Annotated in this window: 14 protein-coding genes; 11 read left to right on the plus strand and 3 right to left on the minus strand. The window is 74.4% G+C overall.

Annotated elements, in window-relative coordinates; genetic code table 11:
* The first annotated feature begins 71 nt into the window (after positions 1 to 71).
* The 5 genes from ACFYYT_RS02905 to ACFYYT_RS02925 all read left to right on the plus strand — a co-directional run bounded on the left by ACFYYT_RS02905 (position 72) and on the right by ACFYYT_RS02925 (position 6,713).
* Positions 72 to 491, plus strand: a complete 420-nt coding sequence (locus tag ACFYYT_RS02905; protein WP_351817083.1) for a GntR family transcriptional regulator — start codon at positions 72 to 74, stop codon at positions 489 to 491.
* Positions 488 to 1,471, plus strand: a complete 984-nt coding sequence (locus ACFYYT_RS02910; protein ID WP_351817086.1) for an ABC transporter ATP-binding protein — start codon at positions 488 to 490, stop codon at positions 1,469 to 1,471. Before ACFYYT_RS02905 ends, ACFYYT_RS02910 begins: the two co-directional genes overlap by 4 nt.
* Entirely contained in the window at positions 1,468 to 2,421 is a 954-nt protein-coding gene (locus ACFYYT_RS02915; RefSeq protein WP_351817088.1) for a transporter, read from the plus strand. Before ACFYYT_RS02910 ends, ACFYYT_RS02915 begins: the two co-directional genes overlap by 4 nt.
* A 91-nt stretch (positions 2,422 to 2,512) precedes the next feature.
* Positions 2,513 to 3,289 carry a class I SAM-dependent methyltransferase gene (locus tag ACFYYT_RS02920; RefSeq protein WP_351817091.1) on the plus strand — a complete coding sequence of 259 codons (777 nt, stop codon included), beginning with the start codon at positions 2,513 to 2,515 and terminating at the stop codon, positions 3,287 to 3,289.
* 223 nt (positions 3,290 to 3,512) lie between these two features.
* Positions 3,513 to 6,713 carry a TIM-barrel domain-containing protein gene (locus ACFYYT_RS02925; protein WP_351817094.1) on the plus strand — a complete coding sequence of 1,067 codons (3,201 nt, stop codon included), beginning with the start codon at positions 3,513 to 3,515 and terminating at the stop codon, positions 6,711 to 6,713.
* A 68-nt stretch (positions 6,714 to 6,781) separates the two neighbouring features.
* Here the strand turns inward: ACFYYT_RS02925 and ACFYYT_RS02930 are convergent, their stop codons facing one another.
* Complete coding sequence (locus tag ACFYYT_RS02930) at positions 6,782 to 7,477, minus strand: hypothetical protein (protein ID WP_351817097.1); 696 nt, start codon at positions 7,475 to 7,477, stop codon at positions 6,782 to 6,784.
* Between the two features lie 209 nt (positions 7,478 to 7,686).
* Between ACFYYT_RS02930 and ACFYYT_RS02935 the strand changes: the two genes are divergently transcribed.
* The 3 genes from ACFYYT_RS02935 (at position 7,687) to ACFYYT_RS02945 (ending at position 12,031) form a co-directional block, all read left to right on the plus strand.
* A complete protein-coding gene (locus tag ACFYYT_RS02935; RefSeq protein ID WP_351817099.1) occupies positions 7,687 to 8,634 on the plus strand; it encodes an oxidoreductase in 948 nt (315 codons plus the stop codon).
* Positions 8,635 to 8,690: 56 nt separating this feature from the next.
* A complete protein-coding gene (locus tag ACFYYT_RS02940; RefSeq protein ID WP_351817102.1) occupies positions 8,691 to 10,757 on the plus strand; it encodes a prolyl oligopeptidase family serine peptidase in 2,067 nt (688 codons plus the stop codon).
* A gap of 95 nt (positions 10,758 to 10,852) precedes the next feature.
* Complete coding sequence (locus tag ACFYYT_RS02945; protein ID WP_351817105.1) at positions 10,853 to 12,031, plus strand: PP2C family protein-serine/threonine phosphatase; 1,179 nt, start codon at positions 10,853 to 10,855, stop codon at positions 12,029 to 12,031.
* A gap of 4 nt (positions 12,032 to 12,035) precedes the next feature.
* On the opposite strand, the gene ACFYYT_RS02950 is transcribed toward ACFYYT_RS02945, so the two are convergent.
* Together ACFYYT_RS02950 and ACFYYT_RS02955 are read right to left on the minus strand one after the other, a co-directional pair.
* Positions 12,036 to 14,138 carry a SpoIIE family protein phosphatase gene (locus tag ACFYYT_RS02950; protein ID WP_351817108.1) on the minus strand — a complete coding sequence of 701 codons (2,103 nt, stop codon included), beginning with the start codon at positions 14,136 to 14,138 and terminating at the stop codon, positions 12,036 to 12,038.
* A gap of 288 nt (positions 14,139 to 14,426) precedes the next feature.
* Positions 14,427 to 14,939, minus strand: coding sequence for a hypothetical protein (locus ACFYYT_RS02955; RefSeq protein ID WP_351817111.1), 513 nt, complete (start codon positions 14,937 to 14,939; stop codon positions 14,427 to 14,429).
* A 298-nt stretch (positions 14,940 to 15,237) separates the two neighbouring features.
* Here ACFYYT_RS02955 and ACFYYT_RS02960 point away from each other — a divergent pair, with 298 nt between their 5' ends.
* The 3 genes from ACFYYT_RS02960 to ACFYYT_RS02970 all read left to right on the plus strand — a co-directional run bounded on the left by ACFYYT_RS02960 (position 15,238) and on the right by ACFYYT_RS02970 (position 17,571).
* On the plus strand, positions 15,238 to 16,443 hold the full coding sequence (locus ACFYYT_RS02960) for a sensor histidine kinase (protein ID WP_351817114.1): 1,206 nt from the start codon (positions 15,238 to 15,240) through the stop codon (positions 16,441 to 16,443).
* A complete protein-coding gene (locus ACFYYT_RS02965) occupies positions 16,440 to 17,105 on the plus strand; it encodes a response regulator transcription factor (protein ID WP_351817117.1) in 666 nt (221 codons plus the stop codon). Before ACFYYT_RS02960 ends, ACFYYT_RS02965 begins: the two co-directional genes overlap by 4 nt.
* A gap of 172 nt (positions 17,106 to 17,277) precedes the next feature.
* On the plus strand, positions 17,278 to 17,571 hold the full coding sequence (locus ACFYYT_RS02970; RefSeq protein WP_351817120.1) for an SHOCT domain-containing protein: 294 nt from the start codon (positions 17,278 to 17,280) through the stop codon (positions 17,569 to 17,571).
* Positions 17,572 to 17,589: the final 18 nt, after the last annotated feature.

Here is a 17,589-nt window from a genome sequence, read left to right on the forward strand (position 1 = left end):
AGGGCCCGGTTTGACGCGCCCGCTCCGACTCTGCACTATTCCACTAACGTGTTAGTGGAATGAGGTGGAGGATGGAGTTCCGAGTCGACCGGCGCAGTGGCGTCGCCACCTATCTGCAGCTCGTCACCCAGGTCAAGCAGGCCCTGCGCCTGGGCGTGCTCGAACCGGGCGACCGGCTGCCGACGGCCCGGGAGGTGGTCGCGGCCACCGCGATCAACCCCAACACCGTCCTCAAGGCGTACCGGGAGCTGGAGCGCGAAGGGCTCGTCGAACCGCGTCCCGGCGCGGGGACCTTCGTACGGAGGTCCCTGTCCCACCCCGAGGCCGCGGCGGACTCCCCGCTGCGGACCGCTCTGGCCGCCTGGATGAGCCGGGCCCGCGAGGCGGGCCTGGACCGGGAGGACATCACGGCGCTCATCGCGGCCGCCGTGGACGAAAGCTTCAGCAACTCCGGGCCCCCGCCCGGACCGTCGAGAAAGGACACGGCGTGAGCGATCCGACCCACGCGCCGGCACTACGAGCCACGCGGCTCGGACGGGAGTACGCAGGACGCCCGGCCCTGCACGCCTGCGACATCGAACTGCCCGCCGGTCACGTCACCGCCCTGGTCGGCCCCAACGGCGCGGGCAAGAGCACCCTGCTCCGGCTCGCCGCCGGCCTGGCACGCCCCAGCGGCGGGCGGATACGCGTCCTCGGCGCTGCCCCCGGCACCGCCGAGGCCCGCCGCCGTACGGCTCACCTCGCCCAGGAGAAGCCGCTGCACGCCGGCTTCACCGTCGCGGACACCCTGCGCCTCGGCCGGATGCTGAACCCGGGCCACTGGGACGAGGCCGTCGCCGAACGCCTCGTACGCTCCGGCGACATCCCCTTCCACGCCCGGGTCGGCTCGCTCTCCGGCGGCAACCGCACCCGCGTCGCCCTCGCCCTGGTCCTCGGCAAGCGCGCGGACCTGCTCCTGCTGGACGAGCCCCTCGCCGACCTCGACCCGCTCGCCCGCCACGAGGTGATGTCCCTGCTGATGGCCCAGGCCGCCGAACGCGGCGCCAGCATCGTGATGTCCTCGCACGTCCTGGCCGAGCTGGAGGAGGTCTGCGACCACGTACTGCTCCTCCAGGGCGGCTTCGTCCGCCTGGCCGGGGACATCCAGGACCTCTGCGACGCGCACACCTGGCTCACCGGCCGCGCCGATCCGATGGAGCGCGACGGACTGCCGCGGGCCTTCGACCGCAGCACCGTCGTGCACGCCGCCGTCACCGGCCGTCAGGTCACGGCCCTCGTCCGCACCGCCCCCGGCGCCCCGCGGCCCGTCGGAAGCGACGACCGCTGGGTGGCCGAAACCCCCTCCCTGGAAACCCTGTTGCTCGCACACCTGCGCACCGCCGCCACCCCCGTCATTCCCGCCACGGCGACCGCGCCCACCGCGCCCACCGCGCCGACCGCCGGCCCGACCAGCCCGGAGGCCGCCGCGTGAAGGGCGTCATCTGGCTGGCCTGGCGCCAGCAGCGGCTGCTGATCCTCGCCGCCACCGCCGTGCTGCTGCTCTGCGCGGGCTGGGTGGTGTACCGGCGCTCCGAGATGGTGTCGCTGATCGATGCCACCGGCTGGACGCCCTGTCCGGGCTGGAACGGCGGCTGCGAGGGCCTGGACACCTTCCGGATCATGGACGGCAACACCACCGGCATCCGGATCCTCGGCACCCTCGGCCTGGTACTCCCCGCCCTCATCGGGGTGTTCTGGGGCGCTCCGCTGATCGGCCGGGAGCTGGAGACCGGGACGTTCGGGCTGGCCCTCACCCAGGGCGTCGGCCCGCGCCGCTGGTTCGCCGCCCGCTTCGGCCTCGCGGCGCTCTGCACCCTGCTCGCCTCGCTCGTCATCGCGGCCCTCGTCGCCTGGTGGTGGGCGCCGATCGCCAACACCCTCGACGGCCCGTACTGGCACGACGCCGTCATCTACAACGCGACCGGCCCGGCGAGCGTGGCCTGCGCCCTGTTCGCCCTGACCGTCGGCACCCTCGCCGGACTGCTGGTGCGCAAGGTGGTCCCGGCGATGGCCGTCTCCGTCGTGGCGATCGGTACCGCGATGGCGTTCGTGACGTTCTTCCGCCGCAGCTGGATCGACCCCGAGACCCGCATCACCCCCGGTATGACGCCCAAACGGCCCGTCGGCAGCGCCTGGTCCACGGGGGAGTTCGGCTACCTCACGCCCGACGGCCGCGAGCACTCCATCTGGAACGTCTGCCAGACCTCGGGGGAGGAGCTGCGGCGGTGCATGGCCGAGCACGACTTCGTCGCCCGGTACCACAAGGTCTACCCGAGCAGCGATTTCTGGACGTTCCAGTGGATCGACACCGCCCTGTACCTCGGCGCCGCCGCCCTGCTGCTCGCCCTCGCCGTCGCCGTCCTGCGCCGCCGCACGGCCTGACGGCCCGCACCGCAGTACCCCGTACGTACGCACGTACTTGCGTACGCACGTACACCACCGACCGTCGTCCGGATTCCCGGGGGGACCCCTCATGGCAACCAAGAAGAACCTCACCGCCGACCGCGCCAGCGTCGGCCACAAGGTCCGCTACGCGCTGAGCAACCCGACCCGCATCGCCCCCTACGTCAAGCGTGCGGCGCGCGACAGCTGGCTGCGCCTCAAGCACCCCGACCACGTGGACTACTACCGGGCCGTCATGGCCTCCGACGCCGGCCGCAGTCCGGAGGCGGCGGTCGGCAGCCAGACCCACGAGCGCTGGCTGGCCCTCGGCAAGATGCAGTTCGACTACCTCGTGGGCCACGGCCTCACCCCGCAGCAGCGGATGCTCGACATCGGCTGCGGCAACCTGCGCGCGGGCTGGCGCTTCATCGACCACCTGGAGACGGGCCACTACTACGGGATCGACATATCGCCCGACATCCTCATCGCGGCGAAGCACACCCTCGCGGACCGCCGGCTCCAGGACAAGCTGCCCTACCTCACCCTCACCCACGACCTCACCTTCGACTTCCTGCCCGACGGCCACTTCGACGTGGTGCACGCGCACAGCGTGTTCTCCCACTCGCCGCTGCCGGTCATCGACGAGTGCCTGGCCCACGTGGGGCGCGTGCTCGCGCCCGGCGGCCGGTTCGACTTCACCTTCGACCGTACCGAGGGCGCCGAACACCAGGTGCTGCGCGAGGACTTCTACTACCGCACCCAGACCCTCGTCGACCTGGCCGCCCGGCACGGACTCCGGGCCCGCTTCATGGACGACTGGGAGCGGCTCGGGCACGGCCAGTCCAAGATCCGGGTCACCGCCGCCTGACATCCGTACGCCTACGCCTACGCCTACGCCTACGCGTACGCGTACGTGACCGGCGGACGGGAGCGCCCTTCCGGGGCTGTTTCCGTCCGCCGGATGCTCAAAACTGCGTGGTGACAGACGACTTCGAGCAGGTTCCTTCAAAAGCACCGCCCGGGTCCGCTATCTTGCCGGGTGCATGCCAAAGCGGTGTGTCCGTGATCCGGACCGCACGAGGAGCTGCCCGATGAGTTTCATCGACCCACCACCCCGCCGCCGCCGCGCCCGCCGGTCCCCGCTCGCGGCCCTGCTCGCCGCCGCCCTCGCGGTCGCCGGACTGGCCGCCGCCGGACCCGCCACCGCCCGCGCCGCGTCCGCCGCCCCCGCCTCCACGGCCGGTTCGGTCACCGGCCTCTCCCAGGCGGGCGGCACCTTCACCGTCAGCACCTCCAGCGGCGCCAAGGCCCGCGTGGTCGTCGCCCGGGCCGACATCTTCCGGCTCTGGCTGTCCCCCGACGGCTCCTTCCGCGACGACCCGGCCGGCTCCGACCTCGCCCCGACCACCGACTTCGGCCCGGTCACGGCGGCCTCCACCGACGCGGGCCCGTACTACCGGATCACCACCGGCTCCGTCTCGATCCGGGTCTACAAATCCCCCCTGCGCTTCGCGGCCTACCGCGCCGACGACTCCGCCCTCCTGTGGGAGGAGACGAAGCCCACCGCCTGGGGCGGCGGCCACACCACCCAGTACCTGGCCCGCGGCGCCGACGAGCAGTTCTACGGGACGGGCCTGCGCCTCGGCGAATGGGCCCTGCGCGGCAAGACCGTCCCGGTCGCCGTCGACAACAAGTGGCGCGAGAACGACAACGCCAGCCCCGCGCCCTTCTACATGTCCACCAACGACTACGGCGTCATGCGCAACACCTGGGCGCCGGGCTCGTACGCCTTCGACGCGCCCACCGCCCTGACCCACGACGAGAACCGCTTCGACGCCTGGTACTTCACCGGCGGCTCCCTCAAGTCCGTCCTCGACGCGTACACCGACGTCAGCGGCAAACCCTTCATGGCCCCGGCCTGGGGCTTCGAACTGGGCAACGCCGACTGCTTCAACGCCTCGAACCCCGCCTACCAGGGCGACCACGCCCGGCTGCGCCACCAGACCACCCCCGACGTCGCCGGGTACGCCGCCGACGCCCGCGCCGCCGACATGCCCTCCGGCTGGTTCCTGCCCAACGACGGGTACGGCTGCGGCTACACCGCGCCCCTGAAGTCCACCGTCGACGCCCTGAAGGCCAAGGGCTTCCAGACCGGCCTGTGGACCTCCACCGGCCTCGGCTCGATCGCCGACGAGGTGGGCACGGCCGGCAGCCGGGGCGTCAAGACGGACGTCGCCTGGATCGGCGGCGGCTACAAGTACGCCTTCGACGGAGTCCAGCAGGCCGTCGACGGCATCGAGAAGAACTCCGACGCCCGCCGCTACGTCTGGACCGTCGACGGCTGGGCCGGCACCCAGCGCAACGCCGTCGTCTGGACCGGCGACACCAACGGCACCTGGGACGACATGCGCTGGCACGTCCCCGCCCTCGCCGGCGCGGGCCTGTCCGGCATCAACTACGCCTCCGGCGACGTCGACGGCATCTTCGGCGGCAGCCCCAAGACGTATGTCCGCGACCTCCAGTGGAAGGCCTTCACCCCCGCCTTCATGACCATGTCGGGCTGGGGCGCCACCAACCCGTCGGCCGGCTACCAGGACAAGCAGCCCTGGCGCTTCGCCGAGCCCTACCAGTCGATCAACCGCAAGTACCTCCAGCTCAAGATGCGGCTGATGCCCTACCTCTACACGATGAGCCGCGTGGCCCACGAGACCGGCGTCCCCAGCACCCGCGCCATGGTCCTGGAATACCCCGACGACCCGGTGGCCCGCGGGAACCTCACCAGCGGCCAGTTCATGGCGGGCGACTCCTTCCTCGTCGCCCCCGTCGTCTCCGACACCTCCGTGCGCGACGGGATCTACCTGCCCGCCGGGACCTGGACGGACTACTGGACCGGCAGGACGTACGCCGGGCCTGGCTGGCTGAACGGCTACCGGGCCCCCCTCGACACCCTCCCGCTGTTCGTCAAGGGCGGGGCGATCGTGCCGATGTGGCCGCAGATGAACTACACGGGGGAGAAGCCCCTCTCCACCCTCACCTACGACATCCACCCGCGCGGAACCTCCTCCTTCAGCCTCTACGAGGACGACGGCCGCACCCGCGCCTACCAGTCCGGCGCCTACGCCCGCCAGCGCGTCGACGTCAGCGCCCCGGCCGCCGGCCCCGGCACGGTCTCCGTCTCCGTCGGCGCCCCCACCGGCCGCTACGCCGGACAACAGGCCTCCCGGGGCTACGAGTTCACCCTCCACGTCGCCTCCGCCCCCACCGCGCTCGCCGTGGACGGGACCGCGCTGCCCCGCCTCGCCTCGAAGAGCGCCTACGACGCCGCCGCCACCGGCTGGTTCCACGACCCCGCCGACCGCTCCGGCGTCCTGTGGGTCAAGACCGGTACGCGGACCGGCGCGTTCACCGTCACCGCCACGGGCACCTCCGTCCCCGCGGCCGAGCCGGTCCCCACCACCTCGGCGCCGATCCCGCAGACGGCCTGGAGCCTGGTCTCCGCCGACAGCCAGGAAACCGCCGCCGAGAACGGCGCGGCCCGCAACTCCTTCGACGGCGACCCGGCCACCCTCTGGCACACCGCCTGGTCCGCCGGCACCCCGGCGGCCCTCCCGCACGAGATCCGCATCGACCTCGGCGCCCGCTACGCCGTCGACGGCCTCGGCTACCTGCCCCGGCAGGACGGCGGAGCCAACGGCCGGATCGGCGGGTACGAGGTCTACGTGTCCGACACCACCACCGACTGGGGCACCCCGGTCGCCACCGGCACCTTCGCCGACACCCCGGCGGCCAAGACCGTCGCCCTCGCCCCCAGAACGGGCCGCTACCTGCGCCTGAAGTCCCTGACCGAGGCGGGCGGCCGCGGCCCCTGGACGAGCGCCGCCGAGATCACCCTCACCGGCCGCCCGGCTGCGCCGCCCACCGACGTCACCCTCGTCAACTCCGCCTCCGGGAGCTGTCTGGACCTCCCTCACAGCGCGACCGCCCCCGGCACCCGGCCCACCCTGTACTCCTGCCACGGCGGCCCGAACCAGCGCTGGACGCTCCAGCCCGACGGCCGCGTCACCGGCCTCGCCGGGGTCTGCCTCGACGGCGGCGACCCCGACGCCGTCACCGTCCAGGCCTGCTCCGCCGGCCCCGGCCCCGGCCAGACCTGGCAGGCCGGCCCGGACGGCAGTCTGCGTACGGCCGGACAGTGCCTGACCCCGGCCGGCTCCGGCGCCGCCAACGGCACCGAGCTCACCCGCACGGCCTGCGCCGGCACCCCCGCCCAGCGCTGGACCCCCACCCCCTGACCCCGGCCGGGCCGGACGCCTCCCCCACGGGCGCCCGGCCCGGCAGCGGGCACGGTACGGGGGGCTGCCTACTTGGGGATCACCTCGAAGCCGACGGTCGCGCTCCCGGTCTGCGACCAGTCGGTGGTGACATCGGCCGTCAGGGTGTACGAACCGGGCTGCTGGAGGCTGCCGCTGTCGAAGTTGAACAGCGTGATGCTCGGCGGCCGGCAGCGTTCGCTGCGCTCCAGCTGCACCACCTCGCCGCCGCGCTTGAGCGTCCACTGCACGTAGCAGCCGCGGTCCAGCCGGCCCCCGGCGTCCTGGACGTAGGTGTCGGCGCCGGGCGTGGACCGCGCCCGGTAGGTGTTCGGCCCCACCTTTCCGCCCGAACCCATGTCGATGCGTACCACCAACGGCCCGGAGTGGCCGGGCGGCTGGGCCTTGGCACTGGGAACCCTGGGGGCCGGGGGCGCCGGATCGCCGCCGCCCGGAAAGGGGTCCTCAGGCTCGGAGGTCTCCGGGGCCGGCCCGGGACCGGGTTCGACCGTCCGGGTCCGGTCCGGCGACGGCGTGGGCGCCGCGCCCCCGCCGTCGGCCCCGCCCTCGGCGCCGGGCGGCGACGCGGGGCGGGAGACGGACGGGACCGCGTCCGCGGCCCTGGGCGGAGGATCGTTGGACCCGAACAGGTCCTTGCCGGCGGCCAGTGCGCCGATGATCGTGGCGACGACTCCGATGAAGATCAGTACCGGGTGCTCGGCCAGTTTGGTCTGCCCACCACTCAAGGCGGCCTCTTTCTCCCCTGCCCCGCCCGGTCCCGGCCCCTGCCCATGACCGCCGTGGCGAAGCTGCGCGGGGCTGACCCTAACGCTCCGTGGTGCGCCCGCGCGGCCGAATCCCGAAGGCTGACCCCGCGCGGTGGCGCCGGCTCCGGTCGCCTCACCCGTACACGACTCCGTGGCGGGGAACGCACCGGCTGGTGGATCATCCCCGGATGACCACGACCACGGAAACGACCACGGAAACGATCACGGAAACGATCACCGCCGCCGCCTCGGGTACCTGGAAACTCGGCGACCTCGACGTCAACCGCATCGGCTTCGGCGCGATGCGCCTCCCGCAGAGCGGCGCGGCGCTGCGGGCCGACGCGGCCCCCAGCGACCGCGCCCGGGCCATCGCCGTCCTGCGCCGCGCGGTCGAACTCGGCGTCAACCACATCGACACCGCCGCCTTCTACTTCTCCCCGCTGCGCTCCGCCAACGAGCTGATCAACAGCGCGCTGGGCGGCCCCTACCCGGACGACCTCGTCATCGCCACCAAGGTCGGCCCCGCCCGCGACCTCTCGGGGGAGTGGACGGAGCACGCCGGCCCAGGCGACCTGCGCGGCCAGGTCGAGGAGAACCTCCGCCAGCTCGGCCGCGACCACCTCGACCTGGTGAACCTGCGCGTGCTCGGCACCGCCTCCGTCGCCGAGCGCTTCGGCGCCCTGGCCGAACTGCGCGAGGCCGGACTCATCCGTCACCTCGGCGTCTCCAACGTCACCCCCGAACAGCTCGCGGAGGCGCGGACCGTGGCCCCGGTGATCTGCGTGCAGAACCCGTACGGCATCGGCATGCGCCCCGACCAGGACGCCTTCGTCCGCCACTGCGAGGAGCAGGGCATCGCCTTCGTCCCGTTCTACTCGATCGCCACCACCGGCCGCGAAGGCGGCGCGAGCGGCACGGAGGACCCGGCGCTCCTCGCCGTCGCCCGGGCACACGGCGCCACCCCCGCCCAGATCCGGCTGGCCTGGACCCTGCACCGCGGCCCGCACGTCCTCGCCATCCCCGGCACCGGCAACCCGGACCACCTCACCGCCAACGTGGCCGCCGGAGCCCTCCGCCTCACACAGGAGGACCTCACCACCCTCGACTCCCTCCACCACCGCCCCGGCCGGCCGTAGGCCGTGACCGGCCCGGGGGCGGGCCGGGGGGTGAGGGGGTCGGGCACAATCGTCGGATGAGCGACGAAGCCGGCGGCGGCATCCGGGAGCACGAGCACGATCCCTACCTCTGGCTGGAGGAGGTGTCCGGCGAGGACGCCCTCGCGTGGGTGCGGGAGCGCAACGCCGAGACCGTGGAGGCGCTGACCACCGGCCCCGGATTCAAGGCCGTGGAGCAGGAGGTGCGCGAGGTCCTCGACGACGACGGGCGCATCCCCTACGTCGTCCGGCGCGGACGTCACCTCTACAACTTCTGGCAGGACGCCGAGCGTCTGCGCGGCGTCTGGCGGCGCACCACCCTGGAGCAGTACCGCACCGAGCACCCGGACTGGGAGACCGTCCTGGACCTCGACGCCCTCGCCGAGGCCGAGGGCGAGAAGTGGGCCTGGGCCGGCAGCAGCGTCCTGCCGCCCGGCCACCGGCACGCCCTCGTCAAGCTGTCGCGCGACGGCGCCGACGCCTGCGTGGTCCGCGAGTTCGACCTGGAGACCCTCCGTTTCGTCGAAGGCGGCTTCGCGGTCGAGGAGGCCAAGACCCGGATCGGCTGGATCGACCACGACCACGTGTGGATCGGCACCGACTTCGGCCCCGGCTCGATGTCCCCGTCCGGCTACCCCCTCCAGGTCCGCCGCTGGCGCCGCGGCACCCCCCTCGAAACCGCCGAAACCCTCTACGAGGGCCACCCCGCCGACCTGTCCGCCTCCGGCTGGCGCGACCACACCCCCGGTTTCGAACGGGACTTCGTCTCCCGCCAGATCGACTTCTGGAACCAGGAGCTGTTCCTCCTCCCGGACGGCCCGGACGGTTCGCACCGGCAGCCCGAGAAGATCGACGTGCCCGACGACGCCGTCGCCTACGTCCACCGCCAGTGGCTGGTGGTCACCCCCCGCTCGCCCTGGCTCGGCCACGCCCCCGGCAGCCTCCTCGCCTTCGACTTCGACGCCTTCCGCGCCGGCGGACGCGAGCCCGACGTGCTGTTCACCCCCGACGCGCACACCGCGCTCGGCGGCCACAGCTGGACGCGCAACCACCTCCTGCTCACCACCCGCGCCGACGTCTCCTCCCGGCTGGAACTCCTCACCCCCGGCCCCGGCGGCTGGAGCCGCGCCCCGCTGGCCGGCGTACCGCCGCTGTCGACGGCCTCCGTCGTGTGCACCGACCCGGACGAGAGCGACGAGTACTTCCTCAACGTCACCGGCTTCCTCCAGCCCTCCACCCTCCACCGGGGCACCGCCGGATCCCCCGACGGCGGCGAGACCGTCAAGCAGGGCCCCGCCCTCTTCGACACCGCCGGACTGACCGTCGAGCAGTACTTCGCCACCTCCGCCGACGGCACCCGGGTGCCCTACTTCGTCGTCGGCCCCGAGGACCGCCCCGGCCCCGGACCGGCCCTGCTCTACGGCTACGGCGGCTTCGAGATCTCGATGGTCCCCCAGTACAGCGCCGTCACTGGCCGCACCTGGCTCGCCCGCGGCGGGACGTACGTCGTCGCCGGCATCCGGGGCGGCCGCGAGTACGGGCCCGCCTGGCACCAGGCCGCCCTCGGAGCCCACCGCGTCCGCGCCTTCGAGGACTTCGCCGCCGTCGCCCGCGACCTCACCGCCCGGGGCATCACCACCCCCGCGCAGCTCGGCATCGAGGGCGGCAGCAACGGCGGCCTCCTGATGGGCGCCATGCTCACCCGCTACCCCGAGCTGTTCGCAGCCGTCGTCGCCCACGTCCCGCTGCTGGACATGCTCCGCTTCCACAAGCTCCTCGCCGGAGCCAGCTGGACCGCCGAGTACGGCGACCCCGACGACCCCGCAGACCGGCCCCACCTGGAGCGGATCTCCCCGTACCACCGGATGACCGCCGACGGACCCCCGTACCCGCCCCTGCTCCTGCTCACCTCCACCCGCGACGACCGGGTCCACCCCGGCCACGCCCGCAAGGCCGCCGCCCGGCTGCGCGAGCTCGGCCACCCCGTCCTCTTCCACGAGCACCTCGGCGGCGGCCACGCCGGAGCCACCGACCACCGGCAGACCGCCTTCAACGAGGCGCTCGTCCACACCTTCCTGTGGGAGCGGCTGACCCCGCGCGGGTGAAGGCGGCCCGGCGCGGTGCGCCGCGCGCCGGGCCCGGACTGGTGGAATGGACCGACCGGCGGCCTGCACGGGGCCGCCCGGCGGGCGGAGGTACTGTGCCGGATCGCGACAGCCGCGCTTTCGTCCCGTCCCCGGACGAGACCCTCGACGTGATCGGCACGACCGACGACGAGACCACCACCTGCCGTGAACTGGCCGCCCTCCTCTTCCGCGCCCTGTGCGACGCGGTGGCCGTCGACCTCGTCCGCGAGGGGGGCCGCGTCGAACGGGTGGCCGTCGCCGGCGCCACCGCACTGCTGCGCCCGCCGGTGCCGGCGGCCCGGCCCGCCGTACGCGCCGTCGACGACGGGCACCCGCTGCGCAGCTGGATCCTGCGGCCGGGCGGCCCCCCGGTGCACGGGCTGTCCGTCGCGCTGGCCCGCCACGGCACCTCGTACGGGAACCTCCTCGCGGTGCGCACCGGCGCCGCCTTCGCCGACCGCGAGGCCGCCGCCCTGCACTTCGCGGCCCGCGTCGCCGCCCTGCACATCGGCCACTCCCGGCGGCTCGCCGCCACCGAGAGCGTCGCGCTGAACCTCCAGCGGGCCCTGGTCTCCGACCCGGGCAGGCCCCACCCGAACCTCCTCATCGCGGGCCGCTACCTGCCGGTCGGACCGAGCGCCCTCGTCGGCGGCGACTGGTACGAGACCGTGCGCCTGCACTTCGGACGGACCCTGCTCGTCGTCGGCGACGTCATGGGGCACGGACTGGACGCCGCCGTCGACATGAACGCCTACCGCTCCACCCTGCGCGAGGTCGCGTCCACCGACCTGGCCCCGCACCGGGTGCTGCGCCAGCTCGACGCGCTGGTCGCCGAGGACGCCGGACGGCGCCCCGCCACCTGCCTCCTGGTCCGCGTCGACCCCGGGCGCGGCACCGCCGTCTACGCCAGCGCCGGGCACCTGCCGCCCGCGGTGTTCGCCGCCGACGGCACGGGCCGGCTCCTCGACGTGCCCGTCGGCCCCCCGCTGGGCACCGGCCTCGGCGGATACGAGTCGGCCGCGCACCCGCTGGCCGAGGACGAGACCCTGCTGATGTACACCGACGGGCTGGTCGAGCGGCGGGGTGAGGACATCGACGTCTCCCTGGCCCGGCTGACCGCCCTGCGGGTGCCCGCCGCGGGGACCATCGCCGATGCGGCGGACGCGATCGTCACCGGCCTCGACGCGCTGCACGCCGAGGACGACGTCGCCGTCCTCGCGGCCCGCGTCCGCTCCCGCCCCCCGCACCCGTGAGCGGTCAGGCCCGTACGCGGGCGATGAGGAGGGCCACGTCGTCGTGGGTGTCGGGGCGGCGCAGCGCGGACAGGAGCAGGTCGCAGGTCTCCTCGATGGGGCGGTGGGGGCCGGCCAGCAGGTCGGTGAGGGTCAGCAGCCGGGTGTCGATGTCCTGGTCGCGGGTCTCCACCAGCCCGTCGGTGTAGAGGACCAGCTCGTCGCCGGGCGCCAGGGTGAGCCCGGTGGTGCTGAAGGGGATGCCGCCGACACCCAGCGGGACGGCCGACTTCAGGCGCAGCAGGCGCGGGTGGCGGCCGCCGTGCAGGTGGACCGGCGGCAGGTGGCCGGCGGTGGAGAACAGGCACAGCCGGGTGTGCGGGTCGTAGACGGCGTACACGCAGGTGGCCATCGCCTCGCCGAGGTCGGTGGTGGCCGCGTCGAGGTGGGTCAGGACGGTGGCCGGGTCCAGGTCCAGGCGGCCCAGGGCGCGGGCCGTGGCGCGCAGCTGGCCCATGGTGGCGGCGGCGTTGATGCCGCTGCCCATCACGTCGCCGACGACCAGCGCCGTGCGGTCCCCGGTGAGCGGGATGACGTCGAACCAGTCGCCGCCGGTCTCGTCGGCCGCGCCGGCCGGCTGGTACCGGTAGGCGATGTCGAGTCCGGGGGAGGCCGGCGGGTGCTGGGGCAGCAGGTGCTGCTGGAGGGCGAGGGCGGCGTGCCGCTGCCGCTGGAACCAGCGCGCGTTGTCGATGGACACGGCCGCGTGGGCGGCGAGTTCCGAGGCCAGCAGTACGTCGTCGGGCCCGAACGGGGCCGGGTTGCGGGCCCGCTTCAGGTCGAGGGCGCCGAGCACCTGGCCCCGGGCGATCAGCGGCACCGCCAGGTACGAGTGCACGCCCGCCTCACCGAGCAGCCGGGCGGCGTCCGCGTCGCGCGCGATGCGGGGCAGGTCCTCCGGCAGCACGCGCGGTACGAGGACGGGCCGGCCGGTACGGGCGCAGCGCGACACCAGCCGGGCGGGGCCGTAGAGGGCGACGTCCCCGACCGGGTCGGCGGCCTCCTCGGCCGGGCTGTGGTAGGCGGACTTCACCGCCAGCGCGCGGAACCGCAGGGCCCCTTCGCCCGCTCCCTCGCCCGGCCGGGCGCCGGTGAGGATGGTGTCCAGGACGTCCACGGCGGCGATGTCCGCCACCTCGGGGACGGCCACGTCGGCCAGCTCCCGGGCGGTGATGTCCAGGTCGAGGGTGGTGCCGATGCGTACGGAGGCGTCCGCGATCAGCGACAGGCGGCGCCGGGCGTGGGCGGCGGAGACGGCCGTACGGTGCTGCTCGGTCACGTCCATCACCGAGATCGCGACGCCGATGACCCGGGCGGCCTGGTCCTCCAGCCGGTACACCGACACCAGCCAGGCGTGCTCGCCCTCCGGGTCACCGGGGATCAGGCCGGTGGTGAACTCGTCCAGCACCGGCACGCCCGTCTCCATGACCTCGCGCATCCGGCGCTCGATGGCGGAGCCGTCGAGGAAGGGCAGGATCTCCGCGATCCGCTGCCCGAGGTGGCGGTCGGCCGATACGCCGTGGAGGCGCTCCAGCGCCGGGTTGACCAGGACGTAGCGCAGGTCGGTGTCGAGGACGGCCAGACCGATGGGGGACTGGTCGACCAGCCGCAGGGAGAGGGCCAGGTCCCGCTCGACCCGGTGCAGGGTCGCCTGCTCGGAGGCGAGGCCCAGCGCGTACAGCCGGCCGTTGCCGGCCTGGAGCCGCATGTTGCGGAACTCCACGAGCACGGTCCGGCCGTCGCGGCGGCGGACGGGGAAGACGCCCGCCCAGGCGCCGCCGCCCGCCATCACCCGGGAGAAGAGGCCGAGGACCTCCTCCTGGTCGTCCTCCGCCACGAGCAGGGCCGCGGCGAGACGGCCGAGGGCCTCCTCGGCGGTGTAGCCGAACAGGGCGGCCGCCTGGGGGCTCCACAGGCTGATGCGCCCCTCGGCGTCGAGGACCACCGCGGCCACTCCGAGGACGTCGAGCAGCCCGCCCGCAGCCACCGAACCGGCCGCCGGAGATCTCACCGCCTCAGCCCCCGCCCCGGCGCCGGTGGCGCGCGGTGCGGGCTGCGCATCGGCCATCACCGGCCTCCTCACCCGGACGGACTTCCTTCCATGCTCCGTCCCCGCCCGGAGCCTGGCGACCCGGTACCGCCCCTCCGGGCCGCCGGAGCCCCGGCCGGCCCGTCCGTCCGGGCCGCCACGGCGGGCGATCCCGGCTGGTGGGGGGCGTGGCGCGGGCCCGGTCGCGGGGGGTGTGGGCCGGCTGCCGGGGCGGCTGCCGGGACGGCTGCCGGGACGGGGTATGGCGCGGGCCGGTCCCGCCGCCACACCGGGCGGCGCGACCGGCCCGCGGTCGGGCGGAGCAGGTCAGTGGAAGAGCATGGACGCGCCGCCGGCCGCCGTGGTGACGGAGCCCGGGCACAGGAAGCTGCCCGAGGCCTTGGTGGCGGTGAAGGCCCGGTTGACGTACTTCCCGGACGCCGCGTCGCGGTCCCACACGAGGTTGGTGGCCTTGTAGCGGCAGGAGACGAAGCTCTGCTGCCCGGTGATGTCGATCAGGTCGGTACGGGCGGTGCCGGCCGCGAGGTCGAAGGTGAAGGCCGGGTTGTTGTTGAGGGAGGCGCTGATGCCCCCGTCACAGGTGAGGTTGCCGCCGGGCTTGTTGACGGTGGTGCGGTCGACGGTGAGGGCGGTGGGGGGATTCGCGCTGGTGCGGGCGTTGCTCCAGGTGCAGGTGTTGCCCGCGACGACGATGACGCCGTCGACCTTCTGGTCGGCGGCAGGCGACGCGGTGGCGGTCGTGGCGCCCGCGACGGTGGCCGCGAGGGCCAGGGCCGCGATGCCGAGTTTCCGCAGGCGCGGTGGCGCGAGGTGCTGCATGTCGCTCCTCCTTGACACGTCCTTGTGGGGGTGTGGTGCGAGGGCGGTGCGGAGTGCGTGCGCCACGGAATGTCCCACAGGGAGCCAGAGATGTCATGACCACGTCATTGATTGGCCGGAATGCGGTCGCCCGCGTTGTCGCCTGCGCCCTCGCCCTCGCCCTCGCCCGCGCCGTCGCGGGCACTGGCCGAGGCCCGCCGACCCGCGTGGAGCAGGACGGCGTACTACCGGGGGAGTACACCCGAAACGCTACGCCGGGGGGACGCCGGTTACACGGGCCCGCGTCTAGCGTGACGGTATGGAACAACAGCGCGAACGCCCCGGTCCGCCGTGGCGACGATGGGTGGAAGGGGCCGGGCGGGGCCTGGGCTGGCGCTCCGCGCTGCTCGTCGCCGTCCTCGCCCAGGTCGGGACGGGCTGGGCCGCGCAGGCGCAGCCCGGCCGGGTCCCGCTCGACGCCTGGGCCCGGATCCTGCTGCTGCTCGGCCCCGCCCTGCTGCTCGCGCGCCACCGCCACCCGGTGGCCGTGGCCTACGCGGTCGGGGCCGTCACCCTGGTGTACCTCGCGGCCGGCTACCCCTACGGCCCCGTCTTCGTCAGCTTCGCCGTCGCCTGCTTCGCCGCCGTCATATCCGGACACCGCCGGGCCGCCTGGGGAGCCGTCGCCCTGCTGTGGACCGGCCACCTCCTCATCGGGCACTGGCTCTACCCCCGCCTCCCGCCCCCCGGGGACGGCCCGGCGCCCTGGGCTCGGGAACTGGGCATCACCGCCTGGGCCCTCGCGGTGCTCGCCGCCTTCGAGCTGGTCCGCGTCCGCCGCGACCAGTGGTCCCGAGAACGGTCCGAGCGCGCGGCGGCCGCCCGCCGACGGGCCGACGAGGAGCGCCTGCGCATCGCCCGCGAGCTGCACGACGTACTCGCCCACAGCATCTCGGTGATCAACGTCCAGGCCGGCGTCGGACTGGCCCTGCTCGACACCGACCCCGAGCAGGCCCGTACGGCGCTCGCCACCATCAAGGCCGCCAGCAAGGAGGCCCTCGGAGAGGTCCGCCAGGTCCTGGACACCCTCCGCGCCCCCGGCGCCGCCCCGCGCGCCCCCGCCCCCGGCCTCGACCGGCTCCCCGAGCTCCTCGAACAGGCCGCCGCCACCGGCCTCACCGTGGACACCGCCACCGAAGGGCGCCCCCGCCGCCTGCCGCCCGGCAGCGACCTCGCCGCCTTCCGCATCCTCCAGGAGGCGCTGACCAACGTGGTGCGCCACTCGGGCTCCCGCACCGCCCGCATCCGCCTCGGCTGGCTGCCGGACACCCTCGAACTGCGCGTCGAGGACGACGGCCCAGCCACCGGCACCCCCGCGGGCGGCAGCGGCAACGGCCTCGCCGGGATGCGCGAGCGGGCCGGCGGCCTCGGCGGCACCATCGAGGCGGGCCCCCGCCCGGACGGCGGGTTCCGGGTGATCGCCCGGGTCCCGCTGACGCCCGCCCCGCACCAGGAGGACCCGTGATCCGCGTGCTGCTCGCCGACGACCAGTCGCTCGTGCGGGCCGGGTTCCGGGCCCTGCTCGACGCCCAGCCCGACATGGAGGTCGTGGGCGAGGCGGCCGACGGGGAGGAAGCCGTCCGGCTCGTCCGCGCCCTGCGCCCCGACGTCGTCCTGATGGACATCCGGATGCCCGCCCTCGACGGACTCACCGCGACCCGGGCCCTCACCGGGGACCGGGCGCTGGGCGCCGTACGGGTGGTCATGCTCACTACCTTCGAGCTCGACGAGTACGTCTTCGAAGCCATCCGCTCCGGAGCCTCCGGCTTCCTCGTCAAGGACACCGAGCCGGAGGAACTGCTGCGCGCCGTCCGGGAGGTGGTCGACGGGAACGCCCTGCTGTCCCCCGGAGTCACCCGCCGCCTGATCGCGGAGTTCGCGGCCCGTTCCAAACAGCCGGCCGACACGGCCGGTCTGGAGCGGCTCACCGACCGCGAGCGGGAGGTCATGGCCCTGGTGGGCCTGGGACTGTCCAACGAGGAGATCGCCCGCCGCCTGGTCGTCAGCCCCCTCACCGCCAAGACGCACGTCAGCCGCAGCATGGTCAAGCTCGGCGCCCGCGACCGCGCCCAACTGGTCGTACTGGCCTACGAGTCGGGGCTGGTCCGGCCCGGCTGGCTCGGCTGACCGGCCCGCGCCCGCGTCCCGCCCCCGGACCGCCCCCGCCCCGCCCCTCCCGCCCGGGGGTACTCCCGCGGAAGTACCCCCGGTGCAGCCGGCCGTACGACGACCCCGGCCCCCTCCCGGAGCGAGTCTGAGAGCGAGACGAAAACCCGCGCTTCCGAGGAGCTGAACCGAGATGAACCCCCTGACCACCCTCGCGTACGACGGGCCCGGCCCGTGGGTGCTGTTCTTCCCGCTGGTCTGGGCGGCGGTCGTGATCACCGTCGTCACCGTGCTGCGCCGCACGGGCCGGCGCGGCGCCCGCCGCGGCCCGTGGCAGATCCGGGAGACCGCGTACGGCGAACGCTCGCCGATCGCCGTCCTGGGCCGGCGCTTCGCCTCGGGCGAGATCGACGAGGAGGAGTACTGGCGCCGGCTGTCCGTCCTGGACGAGCAGTTCGGCCGTGCCCTCAAGGACGGTGCCGCGTGAGCGCCCCCACCAGCGCCC

Origin of the sequence: Streptomyces sp. NPDC002032 (assembly GCF_042890765.1) — a bacterium.
Taxonomy (GTDB): domain Bacteria; phylum Actinomycetota; class Actinomycetes; order Streptomycetales; family Streptomycetaceae; genus Streptomyces.